The 22,775-nt window shown below is 36.7% G+C and carries 17 protein-coding genes; 1 reads left to right on the top strand and 16 read right to left on the bottom strand.

The genetic code is table 11. The features are described 5' to 3' along the window. Positions 1-96: 96 nt before the first annotated feature. From F3J23_RS04400 to purB, 8 genes are all read right to left on the bottom strand, one after another. Complete coding sequence (locus tag F3J23_RS04400) at positions 97-429, bottom strand: gamma-glutamylcyclotransferase family protein (protein WP_167024720.1); 333 nt, start codon at positions 427-429, stop codon at positions 97-99. Further along, entirely contained in the window at positions 429-1,058 is a 630-nt protein-coding gene (locus F3J23_RS04395) for an SGNH/GDSL hydrolase family protein (RefSeq protein ID WP_185156426.1), read from the bottom strand. The genes F3J23_RS04400 and F3J23_RS04395 overlap by 1 nt, the downstream gene beginning before the upstream one ends. Before the next feature lie 123 nt (positions 1,059-1,181). After that, on the bottom strand, positions 1,182-1,562 hold the full coding sequence (locus F3J23_RS04390; RefSeq protein ID WP_194303834.1) for a ribonuclease inhibitor: 381 nt from the start codon (positions 1,560-1,562) through the stop codon (positions 1,182-1,184). A gap of 13 nt (positions 1,563-1,575) precedes the next feature. Beyond that, positions 1,576-5,271 carry a phosphoribosylformylglycinamidine synthase gene (locus F3J23_RS04385; RefSeq protein ID WP_167024714.1) on the bottom strand — a complete coding sequence of 1,232 codons (3,696 nt, stop codon included), beginning with the start codon at positions 5,269-5,271 and terminating at the stop codon, positions 1,576-1,578. A gap of 27 nt (positions 5,272-5,298) precedes the next feature. Then, entirely contained in the window at positions 5,299-6,330 is a 1,032-nt protein-coding gene (locus F3J23_RS04380) for a YhcG family protein (RefSeq protein ID WP_317167691.1), read from the bottom strand. Positions 6,331-6,542: 212 nt separating this feature from the next. Next, positions 6,543-7,967, bottom strand: a complete 1,425-nt coding sequence (locus tag F3J23_RS04375; protein ID WP_167024709.1) for a serine hydrolase — start codon at positions 7,965-7,967, stop codon at positions 6,543-6,545. A gap of 13 nt (positions 7,968-7,980) precedes the next feature. Next, on the bottom strand, positions 7,981-8,964 hold the full coding sequence (locus F3J23_RS04370; protein WP_167024706.1) for a WG repeat-containing protein: 984 nt from the start codon (positions 8,962-8,964) through the stop codon (positions 7,981-7,983). 47 nt (positions 8,965-9,011) lie between these two features. Continuing rightward, entirely contained in the window at positions 9,012-10,439 is a 1,428-nt protein-coding gene (purB, locus tag F3J23_RS04365; RefSeq protein WP_047377647.1) for an adenylosuccinate lyase, read from the bottom strand. Between the two features lie 342 nt (positions 10,440-10,781). Between purB and F3J23_RS04360 the strand changes: the two genes are divergently transcribed. Then, on the top strand, positions 10,782-10,931 hold the full coding sequence (locus tag F3J23_RS04360) for a bacteriocin-like protein (RefSeq protein ID WP_167024703.1): 150 nt from the start codon (positions 10,782-10,784) through the stop codon (positions 10,929-10,931). 134 nt (positions 10,932-11,065) lie between these two features. On the opposite strand, the gene F3J23_RS21790 is transcribed toward F3J23_RS04360, so the two are convergent. The 8 genes from F3J23_RS21790 to F3J23_RS04325 all read right to left on the bottom strand — a co-directional run bounded on the left by F3J23_RS21790 (position 11,066) and on the right by F3J23_RS04325 (position 22,700). Beyond that, the gene (locus tag F3J23_RS21790) at positions 11,066-11,203 is read right to left on the bottom strand and encodes a bacteriocin-like protein (protein WP_410497421.1); all 138 of its coding nucleotides are present in this window, start codon (positions 11,201-11,203) and stop codon (positions 11,066-11,068) included. A 182-nt stretch (positions 11,204-11,385) separates the two neighbouring features. Then, a complete protein-coding gene (locus F3J23_RS04355) occupies positions 11,386-13,131 on the bottom strand; it encodes a CocE/NonD family hydrolase (RefSeq protein WP_167024700.1) in 1,746 nt (581 codons plus the stop codon). 99 nt (positions 13,132-13,230) lie between these two features. Next, the gene (locus tag F3J23_RS04350) at positions 13,231-13,641 is read right to left on the bottom strand and encodes a hypothetical protein (RefSeq protein ID WP_167024698.1); all 411 of its coding nucleotides are present in this window, start codon (positions 13,639-13,641) and stop codon (positions 13,231-13,233) included. Positions 13,642-13,754: 113 nt separating this feature from the next. Further along, positions 13,755-16,082 carry a beta-glucosidase BglX gene (gene bglX / locus F3J23_RS04345; protein ID WP_167024694.1) on the bottom strand — a complete coding sequence of 776 codons (2,328 nt, stop codon included), beginning with the start codon at positions 16,080-16,082 and terminating at the stop codon, positions 13,755-13,757. 108 nt (positions 16,083-16,190) lie between these two features. Further along, positions 16,191-16,898: a prolyl oligopeptidase family serine peptidase gene (locus F3J23_RS04340; RefSeq protein WP_167024691.1), complete on the bottom strand. Its 708-nt coding sequence runs from the start codon at positions 16,896-16,898 to the stop codon at positions 16,191-16,193. Positions 16,899-16,974: 76 nt separating this feature from the next. Next, a complete protein-coding gene (locus F3J23_RS04335; RefSeq protein ID WP_167024688.1) occupies positions 16,975-18,366 on the bottom strand; it encodes a glucoamylase family protein in 1,392 nt (463 codons plus the stop codon). A 73-nt stretch (positions 18,367-18,439) separates the two neighbouring features. Further along, a complete protein-coding gene (locus tag F3J23_RS04330) occupies positions 18,440-19,864 on the bottom strand; it encodes a RagB/SusD family nutrient uptake outer membrane protein (protein WP_167024685.1) in 1,425 nt (474 codons plus the stop codon). Between the two features lie 10 nt (positions 19,865-19,874). Continuing rightward, positions 19,875-22,700, bottom strand: a complete 2,826-nt coding sequence (locus F3J23_RS04325; RefSeq protein WP_167024682.1) for a SusC/RagA family TonB-linked outer membrane protein — start codon at positions 22,698-22,700, stop codon at positions 19,875-19,877. Positions 22,701-22,775: the final 75 nt, after the last annotated feature.

Raw genomic sequence — 22,775 nt, 5'->3', positions numbered from 1 at the left:
AATGGATTGGGTTTTAACCCACTCTTATCGAATCTAATTGGTCTCGTAAATTTGAATAGTAAAGTTTGTTGAGATGGCTTCGCTTTACCCGCATGACTATTTTCCAATATAGATAAATCCTTTTTTTCCGGATTTAAAAGTTGTTTCTATTCTTTTATAATCATCCACTTCGTATTCATCTGCCTGAAGTATTTCGGTTTCTGTCACTTCAAAAAGAATCCCTTCTATCTCATCTTCTTCATTTCCTGAAAAATTCAGTACCGGATGGTATTTCTGACCGCTTTTTCTAAGCACTTCTGCATCTGTAATTTCTATCATGTCAAGTCTGTATCCGGATAGAACATCTTTTTCACCATGTAAAAGCCTTCCGAAGGTTTCCATTTGAACCTGTTCTTTCTGCAGGGTTCCATAAGAAAATAAGTGAGTCATTATAAATATTTTTCAATAATTGGTATTGCAATTTCGGCCATCATTCCATAGCCTTTTTCGTTAGGATGTACACCGTCTGCAGATAGTAAAATCTCTTTATCTTCTAAAAAAGCAGAATAGAAATCAATATACACCAGTGATTCTTGGGCAGCAATGTCTTTCAGAATCTGATTATAGAGAATAACATCCTCGTTGATTCTCTTTTTCCCTGAACTCACCACTACTCCATCTATTTTTTGAGAAAAAGGGAGAATGCTTACCAGGTAAATCTCATTGGAAAAATTTCTGGCATGTATAACAGCAGTTTTTATATTATTTTTAAATTTTTCAGGATCTACGATCTGTATTCCGTCTTTTATTGCCAGATCATTGGCTCCATAACTTAAGAAAACGATATTTCCATCGGCAGAATTTCTTGCAGCCAATTCGTGGGGAATTCTTTTGAGCAATCCTTCTGTGGTTTCTCCTCCTATTCCGAGATTGAATAAGATCAGTTCATCTCCATTTCCTTCGTGAAATTGCTGCAGGGCATATCTTTTCAGAATATCTACCCAACCTCCAAAAACGCCGTCATATTCCCCGTAGGTAATGCTGTCACCGAAGAACAGCCCATACATAATTTTCTTCATTCAATTCTTCTTGTTATTTTTTGTTTTGTTTAGTAAAAATATTAAGAAAAAACTATTAAAGGATATATTATGACTTAATTTGTATGATTTTTAACGCAAATCTACTGATCAAAAAACGCCAAATTACTCCAGTTTCAATCTAATATTGCTATGTGACTCAATAATTTCCACCAGAATTTCAAAAAGGATCTGTCCTTTTCCTTCTGTCAAGTCATCTAATTTCTGCTGAATCAATTCTATGTTGAAAGGTTTGCCTTGCCTGATTTTATTTTTGTAGAATTCTTGTGTGGTTTTAAAACCCAGATCCTCTTTTGATTTGCGCGATTCTTTCCAGATGATTTCAATTTCTTCTTTGCCTTCGAATACTCCGAATCCTCCGTAGAGGATATCATCAAACCCATCCAGGGTTCCTACTTTCCAATCCACATCTTTCATCAAAACATTGGAAACTTCTTCATAAAAACCGGCTAAAGATGAAAAATGACCGCCATTGATGACGATCATTTTTCTTTTATTATTATTTGAAGTATTCAACACCGTTTTTGAATATGTTGTGATAATTCGCGGTTGGTATATTTTTCATAAGACCATCCGTAAAACGTTCAGGGTGTCCCATCCTTCCGTAGATCTTTCCACATGGGCTGGTAATTCCTTCGATTCCGAATAATGAGTTATTTGGATTGAATGGCATTCCATGAGCGATGTTTCCATCAAAATCTATGTATTGGGTAGCAATCTGTCCGTTTTCGTAAAGTTTCTTAATCTCTTCTTCTGAAGCCATGAAACGACCTTCACCGTGAGAGATAGGAATGGTGAATGTTTGACCTTTCATTCCTTTCAGCCAAGGACTTTCATCGTTCACTACTTTTACGGTAACCATTTGAGAGATGTGTCTTCTGATAGCATTGTGCGCAAGCGTTGGAGAGTTTTCATCCAGATCTTTAATTCTTCCGTACGGCAGTAATCCTGATTTAACTAAAGCCTGGAATCCGTTACAGATACCGATAATCATCCCATCTCTGTCTAATAACTCATGAACTGCATTTCTCATTTTTTCGTTTTTCAGAACGTTTACAATGAATTTTGCAGAGCCATCCGGCTCATCACCTGCGGAGAAACCTCCTGAGAATGCCAGAATCTGAGCTGTTCTGATCTCTTCTACCCATGCATCGATACTTTCATCCAGCAATTGGTGGCTGATATTGATTAAAGGCAGACTGCTTACTACAGCTCCTTCTTTGCGGAATGCGTTTAAGGTATCATACTCACAGTTGGTTCCCGGGAACACCGGAGCAAAAACCTTAGGCTGTGCAATTCCGTGTTTTTTAATGATGATATTTCTTGGGTTGACTGAGTTATGTTTTCCATCAATCTCAACCGTAATCTTTTCTTTTTCTACTGTAGGGAAAAGGTTTTCGAATGTATTGGTATTCGCTGAAACAAGGTCTATGATATTGAATTCAAGATCATTGATTTTTACTATACCTGAATCTTTTACTTCTCCAATCAGCTGAAGAACTGCAGCGTTTAATTCGTCTTTGGATTCAATGATTAAACTTCCTATGTTTTTCGATAATAAAACATGTTGATCAGCATTGATCTCGGCACCTAATCTGTTTCCGAAGCTCATTTTTGCTAAAGCTACTGCCAGACCTCCTTCTTTCACTGTTTTCACAGAAACGATTTTTCCTGCTTTGATGTTTTCGAAAATGAATTCAAAAGCTTCTTTTAATGCATCATAGTTTGGAAGCCCGTTTTCCTGAGCAATATGATTGAAGAAATACAGTTTGTTTCCTGCAGTCTTTAGTTCAGGTGAGATAATATTTTCTTTATCTCCGTTGGCACATGCAAAAGAAATCAAGGTTGGCGGAACATTCAGATCCTGATAAGTTCCACTCATGGAATCTTTCCCTCCGATTGCGGCCAGACCAAGTTTAATCTGTGCATCATAAGCTCCTAAAAGTGAAGCCAATGGTTTCCCCCATTTTTCAGGATTTTGTCCTAGTTTTTCGAAGTACTCCTGGAAGCTTAATCTGATATTTTTGTAATCGCCTCCCATTGCAACGATTTTCGCTACACTTTCAATTACAGCGTAAGAAGATCCCAACAGAGAATTCTGTTTTGAGATTTCTGCATCAAATCCCCAGCTTGCCAGAGAAACGGTTCTGATATCTTTTGCTCCCAGTACAGGTAATGTCTGAACACTTCCTTCCATTAGTGTCTGCTGATACTTTCCTCCTAAAGGCATTGCTACGGTTGTAGCTCCAATTGAAGAATCGAACATTTCCAGCAGTCCTTTCTGGGATGCTACGTTTTTGTCTTTTAAAATGGTGAGGAAGTTTTCTTCCGTGAATGCTTTTACTTCTTCTTTTACTTCTTCAAGGTGAGTAATTTTTACCTCCTGAGACTTGGAACATCCGTTGGTATCTAAGAAAGCTCTTGAAAGGTCTACAATTTTGTCTCCTTTCCAGAACATCTGCATTCTTCCCGAATCTGTTACTTTGGCTACTTCTACGGCAACAATGTTTTCAGCTTCACAGAATCTGATGAACTGTTCTTTATCTTTAGGATCTACTACTACCGCCATTCTTTCCTGAGATTCGGAAATAGCAAGCTCGGTTCCGTTTAATCCTTCATATTTTAATGGCAAGATATCAAGGTTCACTTCTAAAGAATCTGCAATTTCACCAATTGCTACGGAAACACCTCCTGCTCCAAAGTCATTTGATTTTTTGATCAGCTTCGTTACTTCAGGATTTCTGAATAATCTCTGAATTTTACGTTCTTCTACGGCATTTCCTTTCTGAACTTCTGAACTCATCGTGTGGATAGAGGTCTCATCCTGTTCTTTTGAACTTCCGCTTGCTCCTCCAACTCCATCACGACCTGTTGCTCCTCCTAGAATAATGATTGAATCACCATTAGCAGGCTTTTCACGTCTCACCCAATCCACGGGAACGGCTCCGGTAACGAAACCAACTTCCATTCTTTTTGCTTTATAGCCTTCATCATATATTTCGGAAACCATTGTTGTTGCCAGACCGATCTGGTTACCATAAGATGAATATCCGTTGGCTGCTTGTTTGGTGATGGTTTTTTGAGGTAATTTCCCAGGTAAAGTTTTGTCTACTGGTTCTAAAACGTCTGCAGCACCGGTTAACCTCATCGCCTGGAATACAAAAGATCTTCCTGATAAAGGATCTCTGATGGCTCCTCCCAAACATGTTGAAGCTCCTCCGAAAGGTTCAATTTCCGTTGGGTGGTTGTGCGTTTCATTTTTGAATAATAAATACCAAGGTTCCTTTTTACCGTCGTATTCTGCTTCAATCTGAATGGTACAGGCATTAATTTCGTCAGAAATCACAAGGTTGTCCAGATTCCCTGTTTTATGGAAATATTTACCACATACTGTTGCTAAATCCATTAAAGAGATTGGCTTTAGCTCGCGGCCTAAGAATTTTCTTTTCTCGATATAGTCATTGAAAATAGTTTCCAATGTATGTTTAAACTGACCTTCAAACTGGATGTCTGACAACTCTGTTTCGAAAGTTGTGTGACGGCAGTGGTCACTCCAATAGGTGTCTAATACTTTTAATTCGGTTTCCGTAGGATTTCTCTGTTCGGTTTTAAAGTATTCCTGAATGAATTTCAGATCATCCAATCCTAATGCAAAACCGTGGTTATTATAGAAGTTTTCCAGTTCAGCATCATTAAAATTGATGAAATTTTCATGGATGATCACTTTTGAGGGTGTTTCATCAGCAGGGATATTTAGAATTGATAGGTCTTTTTCCTGAGATTCTACTTTGTTGATCAAAAGGTCTTTGATTTTTGCCAAATCACCTTCCGAAACTCCTTCAAATTCGATCAGTTTTCCACTTCTTACTTTTGATTTTTCATTTTCTGTAAGCAAAGCGATACACTGTTGGGCAGAGTCTGCTCTCTGATCATACTGGCCTGGTAAAAACTCCATTCCGAAATGAATATTTTTTGCCGGGTTTTCAGTGTGTAAGATATCAGTAACCGGATCTACGAAAGTGTTGTTAACCACTTTTTCAAATTCTCCCTCATTCAGATTGAAAATATCATATACATTGTATACTTTCACGCTTTGAACGGCTGGAACAACCGCTTTTACTTCATCAAAAATTTTTGGACTTTCAACATCGAAAATACCTCTTTTTTCTACGAAAATTCTTTTGTTATTAGACATTAGATGTCAGATTTTTTAATATTAGATTTATTTTTTATTTTCAATTTTATTTCTTGCTATCTCTATTGAACGATGCAATTTTTCAAGCAAAACTTTTTCAGAAGGTAAGATAAGTAAATATTCTGCAACTTTTATATTATCCCCTTCCAGATTCATAAGTTCAATATGTTCAGAATTTTTTCCGGAACAAAGAATTAAACCAATCGGCGGATTTTCACCTTCTATTTTCTCATACTTATTAAGATATGAAAGATAAAGTTCCATCTGCCCTTTATGAGAAGCTTCAAATTCTCCTAATTTGAGTTCAATAACCACCAGAGATTTTAATTTCCTATGATAGAAAAGCAAATCCAAATAGTAATCCCTATTATCTATTGTGATTCTTTTTTGTCTTGAAAGAAAGGCAAAATCAGTTCCTAACTCAGAAATGAATTTTTGGAGTTCTACAACAATTGCTTCTTCCAGGTCTTTTTCAGAAAAGGTATCTTTCAGCTCTAAAAAGTCAAGGAAATAAGGGTCTTTAAAAACCAGATCCGGATTTAGAATATTATTATCAGACCAGTTTTTCAGTTCTCTATGTATTATTTCTTCAGGTTTTTTGCTGATGGCAGTCCGTTCAAAAAGCAAAGAATTAATCTTGTCTCTTAAAACTCTTACGCTCCAGTTTTCAATCTTACAGACTTCAAGATAAAAGTTTCTTTTAGTATCTTCAGAAATGGGAATAAGAAGCAGGAAATGAGTCCATGATAATTGTCGCATCGCTGATGCGACAATTTCAAAATTATCAAAAACAGAGGCAAATTGCATCATTTTCCGGATATTTTTTTCAGAAAATGAATTTCCAAATTCTAGAGTAAGCTGCTGAGAAATTTGAAAAATAATCTCTTTACCATACTCTGCTCTTTTATTTCCTAAAATATCTTCATTTATTCTTTGTCCGATATTCCAGTACAAAACCACCATTGCTGAGTTTACCTGAGCCGCAACCTGATACCTAGTCTCATCAACCAGCTCTTTCAGATCGGTAATTAATTGTTGATAGTTCTGATTCTGTAACATCATTTAAAAATTAAATGTCAGATTTTTTAATATTAGATTTATTTTTCTTTTTACTTTTCAATGTTTAAGTACTTGTAGGGTACCAAAACTAACCTATTATATTTCTGATCCTCCTGTAAGGAAACCATTTTTTTATAGAGTACAAATTTAAAGGAATATGTTTACTTTATTCCTATCTGTCCTCATATTTTATGAATTTAGCAAGCCATACTTTACAGCGTCAATACTAAACTGTTATTTTCTGTTCTGTCTGTGTTGGAAGCATTTTTTGGACTGGTCATCCAGCCTTCTTTATTGAATACAAATTTAAAGGAATAAGCTTTACCTTTTTCAAATTTTGAAACCGGAACTGCCACTTCAAAATAACTCTTCCCTTTTTTTACCATTTGATATTCCTTATCATTAGGATTCCAATCATTGAAACTTCCTGCTACCGCAATATTGTTGATCAGATCTGCATTAAGATTTTCCGGATGGGTATAAGAAAATACTACTTTATCTCCTTTAACTGAATACCCATATACATCCTTCTTATCGGATGTAGAAATTAAATCTCCCACCAAATCGGCTGCTGTATTATAAAGTATCCCAAATGTTTCAGGTCCGTTGATATTCACAATCATACAAACCCCTATATTTAACTCAGGATATACTGCAAACCATGTATTTGTTCCGTAAGATCCGCCATGTTTAAAACCTGTCTTTCCTTTTTCATTGATAAAATATTTATTCCAAAAGTATCCATACCATGCTTCTTTACTGTTATCAATATTTCGTTGTGATTCTTTTGCTATTTTATTCTGAGAATCTAATTCTTCTTTTAAAAATTTCACCATATCTCCCATTGTAGATTTGGTTTTTGCTCCTCCCGATCCCCATAATTCGCTTTGTGAAGCTGGCATCAGACGGTAGTTGATATGATAGCCATTAGCCTGAGCTTCATTTTTATCAAGATTAAATTTTGTATGATCCATACCCAATTTTGAAAAAATATTTTCTTTCAGAAGAACCTCATAATCTTTTCCATATATATTTTCAAGCATAAGGCCTGCTACTTCAAGACTGAGATTGCTGTATCTGTATTTTGTTCCCGGAAGTGCATCAAGCTTTACTGCAGCCAGATCTCTCTTAAAATTCTCTTTTGTATAATTTTCATTCAGCTTGTTATACAGAAAAGGGGTTTCATCTGACATATTTTTCCTTAATTCATCATCATTAGGAAGATTTCTGGGTAAGGCAGTCTGATAAGAGATCAAATTTCTTACTCTTATCGGGGTACCATTGTATTCCAGATTCGGGTAAGATCCTTTTAAATATTTTCGCACATCATCATCCAGATTTATCTTTCCTTCCAAAACTGCTTTCGCCAGCAGCTGGCCTGTAAAAAGCTTGGTAACGGAAGCTATTTCAAAATAAGTATTATCATCTGCCTTATTCCCTTTTCCTTTATCAATTTCACCAAAATGCCTGGTGTATACTTTACCATCTTTCAAAATCCCTACAGATACGGAGTAAGCTCCTGATTTCTGAGCAAGCTTCTGAGCATTGGCATCAATAATGGAATACACTTTCTGGTCATTTTGTGCATAATATTTCACAAATGCCAAAGCAAATACGAGTAATAAGACATTTTTCATGGTTTTGATAGTATTAGTTAATCAATTTATTCGGATTATCGGGGTGCTCTTTCTGAAAGTCTTCCGCACTTTTTATTTCTTCTTTCAGCCAGTTTTCAAAAGGTATTTTTTTGTTATTATAATCTTCAATAGCATAGAATGTTTTACCATCTTCTGAAACCAGAAATTTGAAACGGTAAAGCATATCCAATTCTTTTTTTCTGTAATTATAGGTATTTACCTGATAATACGGAAAGTTTTCTTTAGGTCTTTCTACAATTTCAAAGAACAGTTTTTTTTCATTTTCAGACATTTTATTGTAAAAGTTCACATAATAAAGGTCTGCCAATTTTTTCTTCTGCTTTTCAAAGAATTGAAGAATACTTTTCTCTTTTTTATTATATTGAAACGGATTCGAATAGTATTTCCCCTCTATTTCAACATCTTTTTCTGATGGTTTTGCAACCGGCTGAACAGTTTGTCCTTTAACATTCATTATTCCCCATTGTCCGCCTACAATAGATCTGTGCTCTTCATTTGTCTTTTCCCAGTCGCATCCGTCACAAAACTCAGCATAACCATAATTAAATGGTGAAACAAAATCATGTTTGGCCTCAATGACAACCTTTCCGTTTCTATCTGCAAAGCCAACTTTACCATTTTTGACCAATCTTCTTACTCCTTCGGAGAAATAATCTGCTCCGTTATCATAAGAATAAGGTTGGTAAAGAAGATTTCCTTTTCTGTCAAAAACTACTCCCCATGAATTTTTCTCAATTTTATCTCTATCAGCTAAAGAGCCATCAAAAAAGATTGTATGACTCCCGTCTTCAATAATTTCTCCATTTTTCAATCCTGTAAGATTGATAAACTGTGCGGGAATGATAATTTCACCCTTCTGATTTTTCACTCCAACTAAACTATCTTTGGAAATAAAGTAGCTTAAAGCATCTTTCTTCTGAGCAAAAGCAAGTATGGGAATTAATGACAGAAATAAAAAGGCCTTGGCTTTAATCATGGATTTTGTTTAAAAAAAATATGCAGCCGAAAAGACTGCATATTATTTTATACTTTAAGATCTGCTTCCAATCCTATTAAATCTTTATTCTGATCTATAATCGGCTGTACTTCATTCTTGACGAATTCTTCCGTCTGAATCGGAGCGAAACCAATAAAGTTCTTAGGATCTAAAACTTCTTTTAATTTGGATTTGTCTAATTTTAAAGAATCATCGTTTAAGATTCTTTCAATAAGATCATTTTCTTTACCTTCTTCTTTTACTTTCTTGGAAGCTTCCATAGAATGAACCCGGATTACTTCGTGAATTTCCTGACGGTCACCACCCGCTTTCACTTCTTCCATGATAATATATTCTGTTGCCATGAAAGGAAGTTCTTCCATAATATGTTTGTTGATTCTGTTCGGGTATACCACAATTCCGTTCATAATGTTGTTCCAGATCAATAGAATGGCATCAACTGCTAAAAATGCCTGAGGAATTGTTAATCTCTTGTTGGCAGAATCATCCAGCGTTCTTTCAAACCATTGTGTAGAGGCTACCATTGCAGAACTGGTTGTTAAAGACATTACGTATTTTGCCAATGCTCCGATTCTTTCGCTTCTCATTGGGTTACGTTTGTACGCCATTGCAGATGAACCGATCTGGTTTTTCTCAAATGGTTCTTCAATTTCCTTAAGGTTTTGAAGTAAACGTAAATCGTTTGTGAATTTGTGTGCAGATTGTGCAATATTCCCTAGTAAAGCAACTACTTTAGCATCAATTTTTCTATCGTAAGTCTGTCCGGAAACTCCGAAAACTTTATCGAACCCGAATCTTTTTGAAAGTTCTTTATCCAGGTGTTTTACTTTGGAATAATCTCCATTGAAAAGCTCAAGGAAACTTGCAGCAGTGCCTGTAGTTCCTTTTACTCCTCTGAAACGAAGTGTTTCAAGGAAGAAATCCAATTCTTCAATGTCAAGAACCAAACTCTGTAACCAAAGTGTAGCTCTTTTTCCAACCGTTGTTAACTGAGCCGGCTGAAAGTGAGTAAATCCTAGCGTTGGAAGGTCTTTATATTGAATAGCAAAATCTGCTAAGTTTTTCATTACGTTCACCAACTTTTTCTTTAGAATCAAAAGTCCGTCACGAATCTGAATTAAGTCTGTATTGTCTCCTACAAAAGCTGAAGTAGCTCCAAGGTGAATAATTCCTTTTGCTGAAGGTGCCACATCCCCATAAGCGTGAACGTGAGCCATTACATCATGACGGAATTTCTTTTCGTACTCTGCTGCTTTCTCATAATCGATATTTTCAGCGTTAGCTTTCAACTCAGCGATCTGCTCGTCCGTAATTTCAAGTCCAAGGTCTTTTTCGATTTCAGCAAGAGCTATCCAAAGTTTTCTCCAATTCTGGAATTTGTTATTGTGTGAGAAGTTAAATAACATTTCTTCACTGGAGTAGCGCTCTTCCAATGGATTTTTGTAGGAATTCATTCGTTCTTTTACTTTTTAGATGTACAAAAATACGGTTTTTCAATGAGAGATGAAAATTGTACAGGTTCTTTTATCTTATCATTATAATGCTGGAAATTCACAGATTTTCTTCATCATAAAAGTTTACTTCCTATTATATTTTCCCTTAATGTCATTAAAATTTATCCTAATGAGACAATCAAAGTATAGCATAAGCTCTCTTGTCTCTTTCCTAATTTTTACAAATATTTACAAATTATCACTGTATTGTGATTTTATTTCAATAAATTTTATAATTTAGTAAATATTGTAAAGCTCAGAAAAGCTTTGAGCACCAATCAACTCATTTAAAACAAATTAATTATGAAAAATTTAAAGAAACTATCAAAATCTGATTTAAAAATGATTTCCGGAGGATGGGTTCCACAGCCGGGACAAAGCTGTCCAGCCGGAAAATGCCAGTATATTGAAAATGGACCATGCAGAAGGTATAATGAAGAATTGTGTATCTAAAAAGATAATGCCTGGTAAAATTCAGGTTTTTTCTTTGTGACAGATTTCTGTATCCAAAAATAAGAATAGCCGTTCGGATGAACGGCTATTTACTTTTAATGAGAACAGCCCTGAGGCCGCAGGAGAATGCTTTGTTATGCAAGTCCGCATTCTATACCCACCGAAATACATTTTTTTACAAATGTACACCAGTAATAACCTGGTAAGCACATAGGGATACCTCCCTGAACTGTTTTTAATTCTTGTTTCGAAAGTTTTTTTAGATTTTTCATAGCTCTATTTTTTTGGTCTTTTCCTACTCTATATGCTTTTCGGATTCTGCCTTAATTTGGTAACCCTAATATACATATTTTTCAAAAAACAAAAACACAAGTCATTTGTTCTAAACAACTTAACTTTAAATTAAAAAAAACACTTTTGCTAAAACAATCTTAAACCCATCTGCTTTTAACCATTATTCTTCCCAAACAGGAATGTTCACGTAGCTGTCGTTATACCATCTGATCTGAAGGGGCACTGAAGCATCTTTTATAGTTTCCGTACTTACTTTCTTTCCTGTTCCATAGTTAAGCTCCGAAAAGGGATTTTTATTGACATCAATCTTTACAACCAGCCTGCTTCCTCTTCTAAGCTTTTTACTGACAAAATGAGTATTTGTGAACTCTATCCATGTTTTTTCACCGGGTTTAAGAAGGGCTCTCTTCGTGATATCTTTAGCATAACCTGCTCTCCCAATGTAGTAGGATAAATGGAAATATTTCCCTTCCGGGGTTAATTCATATAAAGTAACACCCAAGTCTGCATCTTTCTTATTTACAGCTATATGAAGCCCCCCAACGAAAGAGCCATTGACCATCATTGTTTTTGACAGAGGATCGCTGGTGAAAATAAAACCGGTACTTGTGTCAAGTTCGTCCTTTTCTATGGGAGAAGGGTAATAATCATTGTTATTACTGATTTTACGATCTTTAAAATCTACTGTCTGGGATAGGAATGTGCTTTTACGGGGGGATTGGGGATCAAGAAAGTAGGCAGTTTTTCTTTTTTGATCTGAAAGGTAAAACTTCAGCATTTTATTATGCATTTTTTCAAAAGACGGAGCACTGCGCCATTCATTAGCTCCCATCACTTCATAGTTGATCCTATCTTTAAGTACAGATGGCTTCGGTCCGTTTTTCAGGATATAGTCCAACCATTCATAAGTGATTGCATTGATATCGAAGAGAGCGGTATCATCTACTTTGTATCCGTTTATTTCTTTTTCTCCTCCTCTTTGTGTTCCGAAATGCCCGTATGGACCGATAATTAAATAAAATGGTGTATTCGGGCTATATTTCTGTAATTCTTTAAGATAATAAAGGCTTGAGTTCTGCGAATCATTATAATAGCCATCAAAGGCCAGAACCGGAATATTAATATGTTTAAAGTCTTCTTTATAAGGGGCCATCTTCTGCCAGTATTCATCAAAATCGGGATGAGAAATCCACTGTTGAAACAATCTGTTGGGTGTTCCGTCTATACTATCCATTTTACTGTAAGCTGCACCTGCATCCCACCATTTAAACATCATTGATCTGAATCGCTGCCTGTCGTTTCCTGTTTCATTATCCAGGTATTTATTGTTCCCAACATAGAATGACCACTCATAATTGGGATTGATGAATATATTGTTTTCCATTGGCAGTCCCATTCCGGGTCTGTTGGCCACATAAGGAACAATTGTTTTCAATGCGGGATGCAAAGTCTTGCAGGCCGCCCATTGTGTAAAGCCGTTATAGCTTCCGCCGTACATTCCTACATTTCCGTTACACCATTTCTGTTTGCTGATCCAATCGATCACATCATAGGTATCACCAGCTTCAAATTCGTAGGGATTAATTTCATCCGGACTGAATCTCTTTCCCCGAGCATAAGCCATCACTCCCACATACCCTCTATCTGCCGCATCTTTCAGACTTTGAAGATCACGTCCTGTATCCCGGACATAAATGGTAAACTGAAATACCACCGGAAGAGGTTTTATAACACCTTTCTTACTGACAACCATCACAGAGAGCATAGCTCCATCTCTGGTTTTAACCATCACACTGTCCTGGATATTATAAGAACTTTCATGAGCATCAGCTAAGGTCTGCCTCATCTGCTGCCCCTGAATAATACTACAAGCAAACAGAAAAAAGATGAAGAGATGTCTGGTCATTTTGTTTTTATTTTATGGGCTAAAGTACTAAAAACCACAAAAAAACAGAAAAATAAAAAAACCACTCTTCCGAGTGGCTTTCCATTTTTTGATATCATCTTATTGATAAATTACTTCATCATTTTTCTTGATCTGGTAACTTTTTTTGTAAGGAGTCAGAACATAGCTGTCTTTGATGTGAGAGCCGCTTTTCCAGACTTTTCCTTTTCCTTCTTTATCCAGGATAATACTTTTAGCCATTCCGTCCGGAATGAATACCTCAGCTTTTGTCATGCTTTTATTAAAAATTACCGCTGTCATTGAAGTATAACTTTTATCTGAGCCTACCTCTTTTAGTTTTATCTTCTGCTCGAATGTTCTTACACATTTATTTTTGATTTGTGAATAGGTATATCCTGCAGAACCGATACACCCGTGAACATCTCTGTCGCCTCCTACAACAGGAGTGCTTTTTTGTGCAAAAGCTAGCGAACCAAGGAACATTGCGCTGAATAAAATTGTTTTTTTCATATGTAAAATTTTTGTTTTTCTAATTGGTAAAAAATGTGCCAAAAGTGTGATATTGATTAAATTTATTCTAAGTTACAAAAAAAGCCACTCAAAACGAGTGGCTTATGAAAAAATTATTTTATCCAGTTAATCTTTGAATGCTGAACATGATCAGAACTCGTTCCGATCATGATATCAAACTCTCCGGACTCCCAGTCATATTTCAAATCTCCGTTGTAAAACTTCAGATTTTCAGGAGTGATATCGAAAGTAACTTTTTTAGATTCTCCTTTTTTCAAAAATATTTTCTGGAATCCTTTCAGCTCTTTTACAGGTCTTGTAATACTTCCCACCATATCTCTGATATACAACTGAACTACCTCAGCTCCGTCGTAGTTTCCGGTATTGGTTACGGTAATAGATGCCTGAATAGTCTGATTTCCTTTTGGATTCGCATTGGAAACTGTCATATCGGAATAATTGAATTTTGTATAACTCAATCCGTATCCGAAGGCATACAATGGTGTATTACATTCATCCATATAGTTTGAACGGAATCTCTGATATTCACATTTATCGGTCAATTCCTGACTTAACGGGCGGCCTGTATTTTTAGCATTATAATAAATTGGAACCTGCCCAAGACTTCTTGGGAAAGTCATCGGAAGTTTTCCTGATGGGTTTACTTTACCAAACAGCACATCTGCAATGGCATTTCCTGCTTCAGATCCGGCAAACCAGGCATTCAAAATAGAATCCGGGGTATCTTTTACATTTGTTAATGCTAATGGGCGGCCTGTGAACAGAACCATGGCAATAGGCTTTCCTGTTTTCTTTAATTCATTCAATAAATCAACCTGAGACTGAGGAATGGTAATTTCTGTTCTTGAAGAGGATTCTCCGCTCATTTCTGCAGATTCTCCGATTGCCAGAACAATAACATCTGCTTTGTTGGCAACATCTACAGCTTCTTTTAATAATTCTTCTTTTGAACGGTTGTCTCTGTCTGTTTTTTTACCATGAGCTGCATAAATATCTTCCAGTTTAGCATCATAATCAATATTGGCACCTTTAGCAGAAATGAATTTCACCTCTTTACCATAGTTGGCCTGAAGCCCCTGCATCAGGTTTACCGCTTTATCATGTTTTGCCGCTACACTCCATGTTCCGGCCATATTAAGTGAATTGTTCACCAATGGCCCTATTACTGCAACTGTTCCGGATTTCTTTAAGGGCAGTACCTGATTTTCGTTTTTCAACAAAACCATTGATTGAGCAGCCGTATTTCTCGCTATATTACGGTTTTCCATATTATAGACTTCTTTTGCCGCCAGTTTTGCATCGCCATGTTTGTATGGGTTATCAAACAAGCCAAGGTCATATTTTGCTTCAAGAATTCTTTTCGCTGCTATATCGATTTCAGCTTGTGTAACTTTTCCTTCCGCCAGAGATTTTTTTAATGTTGTTAAAAAACCTTCTCCTACCATATCCATATCAACTCCAGCTTTTAAGGCTAAAGCAGAAACCTGCTGAAGATCTCCCATTCCATGGTCTACCATTTCATTGATACCGGTGTAATCTGTTACCACGAAACCTTTAAACTTCCATTGGTTTCTCAATACTTCGGTCTGAAGCCATCTGTTTCCTGTTGCAGGCACTCCATCCACTTCATTGAAAGAAGCCATTACAGAAGCTACACCAGCATCCACCGCAGCTTTATAAGGAGGAAAATACTCGTTGAACATTCTTACATGGCTCATATCAACGGTGTTATAATCTCTTCCTGATTCTCCTGCTCCATATAGTGCAAAATGTTTTACACACGCTAAGATATTAGTTCCATTGGCCAGGTCTTTCCCCTGATAACCATACACCATATTTTTGGAAATTTCACTTCCTAAATAAGGGTCTTCTCCTGAACCTTCGGATACTCTTCCCCATCTTGGCTCGCGGGAAATATCCACCATGGGCGAGAACGTCCAGTTGATTCCGTCGGAAGCGGCTTCTCTTGCCGCTACTCTGGCAGACTGCTGGATAAGATTCATATCCCATGAAGCAGCCAATCCCAAAGGTATAGGAAATGTAGTTTCGTAACCGTGAATTACATCCATTCCGAAGATTAAAGGGATTTTCAGACGGCTGTTTTCTACAGCAACTTTCTGAACGGCTCTGATTTTTTCAGCTCCTTTTATATTGAATAGTCCACCTACTAAACCTTGTTCCACTTTTTTACCGATGTCTGAGCTTTTAGCCAAACCTGTGGTAAAATCACCTGAGCTGGGTAAGTTAAGCTGGCCGATCTTTTCATCCAACGTCATTTTAGATAAAAGATTATCTACAAAAGCTTTCTTTTTAGCCTGATACTGAGCCGTCTGATAAGACTGAACGGGCTTCGTTACCATTTCCTGTGCGGAAAATACAGGAGCCAATGCTAAAGTGGCGATTACAATTAACTTTTTCATAAATCTATCTTCTTAAATTATAGTTCTATTTTATTTTTCCTTTGTTGATCCATTTTGATTCATCAACTTTATGTTTTAGGAAGATCTCAAAAAGCTGAAATCTGAGGTTTATTGATCCTTTTTCTTGGACAGCATCCATTCATACAGCGCAGGATTTGAATAAGCTGAATCCCACGAGTTATGATTGTCATTCGGGAAGATAACCAATTCTGCCGTCGGGTTTACAGGATGAAGCTTTTGATAAAAATTAAATGCATTGGCTGGCAATACAATATCATCCATTCCGCCATGAAATATTTTCATATTCAAATCTTTAAACTTATGGATATTAGCAGTCATCACCTGATCTGTAGGAGCACAGACTGAGGCCACTGCGGCAAACATTTCAGGGTGTTCCATTGCCAGTTTCAAAGTTCCCCATCCTCCCATGGAAAGTCCTGTAAGGTAGATACGGGAAGCATCAATTTTATATTTTTTCTGAATTTCCTTGATCAGATTATAGACAGTAACCGTATCCCACCAAGTACCTTCCGGACATTGGGGTGCGAGAATGGCTACCGGTTCTTTGATCAGATTTTTATAGGTGAACGGGCTGTGAGTTTTTACCGCTTCAAGGTTTGCTCCACGTTCTCCTGAACCATGAAGGAAAACCATCAATGGTACATTTCCCTTTGCATTCTTAGGATAATCCAGAATGTAGGACATTTTTTCCTGTCTTTTTATCTCTTTATTAAGTTCCGCCTTTATCTCCTGTGCATTCAGCTGTAATGAAAACGGCAGCAGTAAAAGAGGAATATGCTTCAGTTTTAATTTCATATTATTAGGTTTTGGCTAAAGCCATGGATTTGAATCTTTTTATTTTTAAACGGGCTAAAGCCCGTTCCTATTGAATTTACTTTATTCCGTATTTGGGTGACTGAAAGCTTAACTTTTTCAATCCCTGCTGAATTTCAGGAGCATTCATAAATAGTTTCCAAAGGAATCCTGTTCTGTAATTTTCAATCATCGGGGCAATTGTACCCTGATCAATGGCAAGGTATCGTGGAGTAAACCAGTTGTTATAATTGATGGAAGTGGCATCATAAGGGCCTGCAGATCCTATAAATTCAGGCTTTTGAGTATAGATGAATCTCAGGAAATTCATAGATTCTTTGGGAGTATATGGAAAGCTGCTTAATGCTGCAGTAGGGGTTATCACTCCGTTGTCATTGCTTGGCATATGTGCGGTATATCCTGTACTTCCATCTTCATTTCTGGTATAGCCGGCTGTTAATCCCCAGTAGTTAGGTCCGTAACCTTTCCATTGTTTTGGATTTTCAACGCAGTATTTATAGTCAATAAGCGTCTGGTTTTTATTGATATCAAAATAATTTTTCACCAGTTTATCGGATAGTCCTGTAGGATCAAGACCAATATAAGAGTACTGTGCCCAGAATAATGGACCGCCATATTCTTCAGCATAGTTGTGTTTTACATACAGAGGTAAACCGTATTTTGTTTTGTCTGTAAGGTAGGTTCCGTTTCTCGTCCAGCCTTTATAATAAGTTTCGGCATCAATGGAGTATGTGGGTGAAGATGCTGCTAAAATATAAGTAATCAGACATTCATTGTATCCTTCAAGCGGAAAATTCATTTCCCATTGGTATTCCGGAGACCAGTGCCAATAGAGTACTTTTTCGCCTCCTTTTGTGTACCAGTTCCATTGGATTCCTTTCCATAATTCATCACATTTTGCTGCCAGTGCTTTTTCTTCTGCATTTCCATTTTTAAAATATTCACGAACCATTAGAATTCCTGAGGTAAGAAATGCCGTCTCTACAAGATCTCCACCGTTATCTTTTTTCCCGAAAGGAACTGTTTTTCCGGTTTCCCCGTTGATCCAATGTGACCAGGCTCCTTTGTGACGGTCTGCCTTTGCCAGGAAATCCATGATATGAGTAAGTCTTTTTACAGCTTCTTTCCTCGGAACAAATCCTCTTTCCGCACCTACCAGAATGGTTGCCAGTCCAAATCCCGAACCTCCTGTAGTGATCACATGTTTATCATTATCCGGATAGATATTATCTTCATGATAACGCTCTCTTCCCAGCATTGAATTAGGCTCAGCATAGTCCCAGAAATACTTCAGGGCATCTTTCTGTACTCTATCCATCAGCTGTTCATCAGTGATATCGCTTTTTACGGCTTCAATTTTTCCGGCTTCCTGTTTTGCTGCAGGAGCATTTTTACAGGAATAGACAAAGAATAAAGAAGTGACAGCAATTGATAATATGTTCCTTTTCATGAGATCTCTTTTTATAGGGTTCTAAAAGAAGAGGAGAACTTTCATTCTCCTCTAAAGTTTTTATGATTAAATTTTAATAACCTGGATTTTGAACAAAAGCACCATTACTTTGGTTCATAGCATCCAATGGAATCGGGAATAATTCGTTCTTCCCTGTCTTAAATCCTTTTGGCCCCAGATAAGTAGCCGCTTGACCTGTTCTTACCAAATCCGGGAATCTATCCATTTCCATAGCCAGCTCTACCCTTCTTTCCTGCCAGATAGCAGTTCTAAGAGCAGATTGAGTAGCTGCTGTAGTATTACCAAGGTGAGCTCTTGTTCTTACTTTATTGATATTGGTAACGGCTGCAGCTGTATTACCTAATTCATTGGCTGCTTCTGCGTTAATTAAAAGAATATCAGCAAATCTTAATATTCTTATATTCTGAATAGAACCGTAACCGCATGCATTATTATTTAAAGATGTAGGTACATAAACTTTCTGATTCCACATATTACCTGCCTGAGGATCTCCTTTCTTAATCAAGTCTCCTTCAAGAGTGGTTTCACCTTCTCTCAGGATGCTCAATTCTTTTCTGATATCACCCGGCTCAAATGCATTTTCCAATTCCTGGGTTGGAGTAAAAAAGCCCCATCCGAATTGATTTCTTACCCCTTGAACTTCGGCATACTGGCTGCCGCCATATGTTGCTGAACAATCACAATTTACTTCAAAAACAGATTCTGAACCAAATTCCCCAGCCGGTCTGAATAAATGATTGAAATCAGGATCTAATGAATATCCCATTCCCATAACCTGATTAGATGTTTCATAGGCTTTTTGGTAGTCTTTCATATATAGATATACTTTTGAAAGTAATCCTAAAGCTCCGCCTTTTGTAACCCTTCCAAGATCTGAGGCAGGATAACTCTGAGGTAAAACTGCCGCAGCAGCTGTAAGATCTGAGACAATAAAATTATAAACCTCTGCCGCTGAATTTCTTGGTTTCACATAATTTCCGTCTGCCGGCAATCCGTCAAATATAGGAACACCTCCATAAATCCTTACCAGGTTAAAATAAAAGTAAGCTCTCAACATTCTGGCTTCAGCTATCAGTCTATTTTTAAGCGTGGCATCCATATTAATTTTCGGAACGTTTGTAATCACCTGGTTTGCTCTGTTAACAGCCTGCCATTGTCCGATCCAATATCCTCTTACTCCATCATCACTTACTGTAAACGTGAAATTATCATAAGCATTAATGAATGATGCATCTCCAGGGTTTGATCCTTTTTCCACATCATCACCAGTTACTCCAAACACATATTGTGCAGGAAAACCTGAATTTTCCCAACTTCTTAAAAAGCTGTAAATGGCGCTTGTTGCCTGCATTGCATCATCCTGCGTGGTGAAGAAAGCAGTTGCATCGGTTCGCCCTTCGTCTTTAATATCCACAAAATCGTTATTGCAACTTACCATTAGTGAAATCAAAGAGATTGTTAAAAATATTTTTTTCATGATTTTTTAATTAAAATGTTAAGTTCATACCGAACGTATAAATTGCGGAGATTGGGTAAATATTATTATCAATTCCCATCTGTACTCTATCTGTATTCGTAATCTCTGGAGAAAAACCATGATACTTGAAGCTTGTCCATGGATTCTGTGCACTTACATATAATCTTAATTTTGTAATTGAAAGAGCTTTTGCAAATGTTTTTGGCAAGTTATATCCAATCTGAACATTTCTTAATCTGATATAGCTTCCATCTTCTACATAAAAACTATTTGGCAAAATGATAGATTGGTTGGATGTAATCATTGCATTCGTATTAGAAGTGCCTGCCCCACGCCATCTGTTATTATACATATCCAAATCCCATGTTTCGTTTCCAAAACGCTGTTCACGGTTATAGTTGTATATTTTATTGCCAAATACTCCTTGGAAATCGACGGCTATGTCAAAATCATAGATACTAAAATTAACTCCGAAACCATATGTTCCTTTAGGAATTGGACTTCCCAAGAATGTTTTATCTCTGGAGTCAATGATACCATTGCCGTCTTGATCTGCAAATTTGAACCATCCTGCTTTTGCTCCAGGCTGTCCTGAAGCTGCGGCCTCTGCATCTGTCTGGAAAACACCTGCCACCTGATAACCATAGTAAGAACCTACCGGCTGGCCAGTTTGTAATCTAACTATAGAATTTCCGAATAAGCTGGCTCCTGTTTCTAAATAAGACCCACCATAGACGGATGTAATTTCATTTTTAAGGGAAGTAAAGTTTCCATAAACACCAAAAGTTATATTCTCGTTAATTTTGGTGTTATAATTCACTGAAACTTCAAAACCTTTATTGTTAAAGGAGTAAGCATTAGTATAAAAACTATTCCAGTTACTTGCTCCGGACACCGTTCCTTGAACGATACCATAAACTACATTTTTAGAGTCTTTATCATAATAAGCGGCATCAATTTTAAGCTTATTGTTGAATAGAGCCATTTCCAGACCTACATCTTTACCAGTTGTTGTTTCCCAACCAATATTTGGATCGATAAACTCGGTAATAGTCTGGGCTGGATAACCCGTATTCCCAAAATAAGCACCTCCTCCTATAATCGTTGTATTTGCATTAAATTTTCTTTGTATGTTCGGATTTCCTAACTCTCCATAACTTGCTCTTAGCTTTAATAAATTGAAGACGTTTTGCTCACTCATAAAGTCTTCCTTAGATATTACCCAACCAGCACTCACTGCAGGGAAGGTTCTGGATCTGTCAACACTAATCTGAGAACTTGCATCTCTACGAATAGAGGCATTCAATAGGTATTTCCCTTTATAGTCATAGTTTAATCTTCCAAAAAAGGATTCAACTCTTTGCTGATCCTGGAAAACACCACTAACAACGTTATCATCTCTATCTATACCTTCTACATGAACAAGATCTGTCCCGTTTGCAATATTTAAAGAACCATTGGTTCCGTCATAATGTACACTTCTTGCAGACCAATAATCTTGTGATAAGGTAGTTCTGGTTCTTGAAAAACCTGCTAGTATATCAAAATTATGATTACCAAATTTCTTTTTCCAATTGATTGTGTTATCCCAAACATAATTGCTGTTTCTAAAGTTCCTTGTAATCAAAGTAGATTTTACCTGACTGGCAACAGGAACATAGCCTAATGTCGGTGTGAATTCATATTGGCTAGGATTATAATTATCAGTAGAATAACTGATTCTGAACGTAAAATCTTTTAAGAATTTTAGTTCTCCCCATATATTATTAAGCAACCTCTCCTGTCTTACCTGAGAACGGTATAAATCTAGCTTAGCTCTTGGGTTAGGTATAGAATATCCGTTAAAAAACTGATAATCACCTGTTGAAGGGTTGATTACGGAAAATATAGGAGGAGCATTATATGCGTCTAACAAAGGGTTTTGTGCTACATCAGTCCGCATTTTGGAGAAACTGAAATTATCTCCAATGGTGATGTTATCCGTAATTTTATAGCTAAGATTTAATTTTGTATTAAATCTGTTAAAACCACTTCCAGAATTAATTCCACGGCCAGCTGCAAGGTTTCCTTCATCCTGAAGGTATCCTATACTCCCATAATAGTTAAGTTTGCCTATACTTCCTGTTGCCGAAAAATCATTAGCATTAATGATACTGGTACGGAAGATCTCATTAAACCAGTTTGTATCTGCCGGGAAATTGGCTCTGGAGATTGAACCATTAAGATTTCCGTTATCATTCATTAGCTTCTCATTATAGAGCTCAACGTATTGATCAGAATTAACCATTTTAGGAATGTTAGTTACCTTTTTAAATCCTAAATATGAGTTTACATTAAAAACAGGTTTTCCCCTTCCTGTTTTGGTTTTTATAATAACAGCACCATTGGCCGCCTGAGCTCCAAAAATTGCTAAACTCGACGGATCTTTCAAAACACTCATTGACTCTATGTCCTGCGGATTCAAATAAGAGATATCGGTGGTTATCATACCATCTACAATAAAGACAGTATTTCCCGTTAAAGAACCAACTCCTCTGATATCTACTCTTGGAGAACCTCCCGGAGTACCTGTATTTGTTATATTTACTCCCGCCAGCTTTCCTTGAATTGAGCTAATAGGGTTTGCGTTTGGCTTATCCGCTAGATCTTTAGCAGAAACTAATCCGATACTTCCCGTAACGTTTTCCTTTTTCTGAGATCCATATCCAATCAAAACTACCTCCTCGATCTTCTGCTCTTTTGCAGCAGTATCTTTCTTGGTAGTCTGAGCATTGGCATTCATACCGAAGTATAAAGCAGCAATGAGACATGAATACTTTAAATTACTTTGTTTCATATAGTTTCAATTTTATTCGTACAATCAATTTTTGTTATGCCGTTTGTGGAGTTATTTTAAAATCTCAAAAAAAGA

Origin of the sequence: Chryseobacterium sp. Tr-659, assembly GCF_011752975.1 — a bacterium.
GTDB lineage: Bacteria > Bacteroidota > Bacteroidia > Flavobacteriales > Weeksellaceae > Chryseobacterium.
The sequence above is the reverse complement of the archived record's forward strand: the minus strand, read 5'-3'. Positions and strand labels throughout refer to the sequence as shown.

Excerpts from the sequence above, each read along its gene's own strand:
- F3J23_RS04400 (WP_167024720.1), bottom strand. The coding sequence starts at position 429 with ATGACTCACTTATTTTCTTATGGAACCCTGCAGAAAGAACAGGTTCAA.
- F3J23_RS04395 (WP_185156426.1), bottom strand. The coding sequence starts at position 1,058 with ATGAAGAAAATTATGTATGGGCTGTTCTTCGGTGACAGCATTACCTAC.
- F3J23_RS04390 (WP_194303834.1), bottom strand. The coding sequence starts at position 1,562 with ATGATCGTCATCAATGGCGGTCATTTTTCATCTTTAGCCGGTTTTTAT.
- F3J23_RS04385 (WP_167024714.1), bottom strand. The coding sequence starts at position 5,271 with ATGTCTAATAACAAAAGAATTTTCGTAGAAAAAAGAGGTATTTTCGAT.
- F3J23_RS04380 (WP_317167691.1), bottom strand. The coding sequence starts at position 6,330 with ATGTTACAGAATCAGAACTATCAACAATTAATTACCGATCTGAAAGAG.
- F3J23_RS04375 (WP_167024709.1), bottom strand. The coding sequence starts at position 7,967 with ATGAAAAATGTCTTATTACTCGTATTTGCTTTGGCATTTGTGAAATAT.
- F3J23_RS04370 (WP_167024706.1), bottom strand. The coding sequence starts at position 8,964 with ATGATTAAAGCCAAGGCCTTTTTATTTCTGTCATTAATTCCCATACTT.
- purB (WP_047377647.1), bottom strand. The coding sequence starts at position 10,439 with ATGAATTCCTACAAAAATCCATTGGAAGAGCGCTACTCCAGTGAAGAA.
- F3J23_RS04360 (WP_167024703.1), top strand. The coding sequence starts at position 10,782 with ATGAAAAATTTAAAGAAACTATCAAAATCTGATTTAAAAATGATTTCC.
- F3J23_RS21790 (WP_410497421.1), bottom strand. The coding sequence starts at position 11,203 with ATGAAAAATCTAAAAAAACTTTCGAAACAAGAATTAAAAACAGTTCAG.
- F3J23_RS04355 (WP_167024700.1), bottom strand. The coding sequence starts at position 13,131 with ATGACCAGACATCTCTTCATCTTTTTTCTGTTTGCTTGTAGTATTATT.
- F3J23_RS04350 (WP_167024698.1), bottom strand. The coding sequence starts at position 13,641 with ATGAAAAAAACAATTTTATTCAGCGCAATGTTCCTTGGTTCGCTAGCT.
- bglX (WP_167024694.1), bottom strand. The coding sequence starts at position 16,082 with ATGAAAAAGTTAATTGTAATCGCCACTTTAGCATTGGCTCCTGTATTT.
- F3J23_RS04340 (WP_167024691.1), bottom strand. The coding sequence starts at position 16,898 with ATGAAATTAAAACTGAAGCATATTCCTCTTTTACTGCTGCCGTTTTCA.
- F3J23_RS04335 (WP_167024688.1), bottom strand. The coding sequence starts at position 18,366 with ATGAAAAGGAACATATTATCAATTGCTGTCACTTCTTTATTCTTTGTC.
- F3J23_RS04330 (WP_167024685.1), bottom strand. The coding sequence starts at position 19,864 with ATGAAAAAAATATTTTTAACAATCTCTTTGATTTCACTAATGGTAAGT.
- F3J23_RS04325 (WP_167024682.1), bottom strand. The coding sequence starts at position 22,700 with ATGAAACAAAGTAATTTAAAGTATTCATGTCTCATTGCTGCTTTATAC.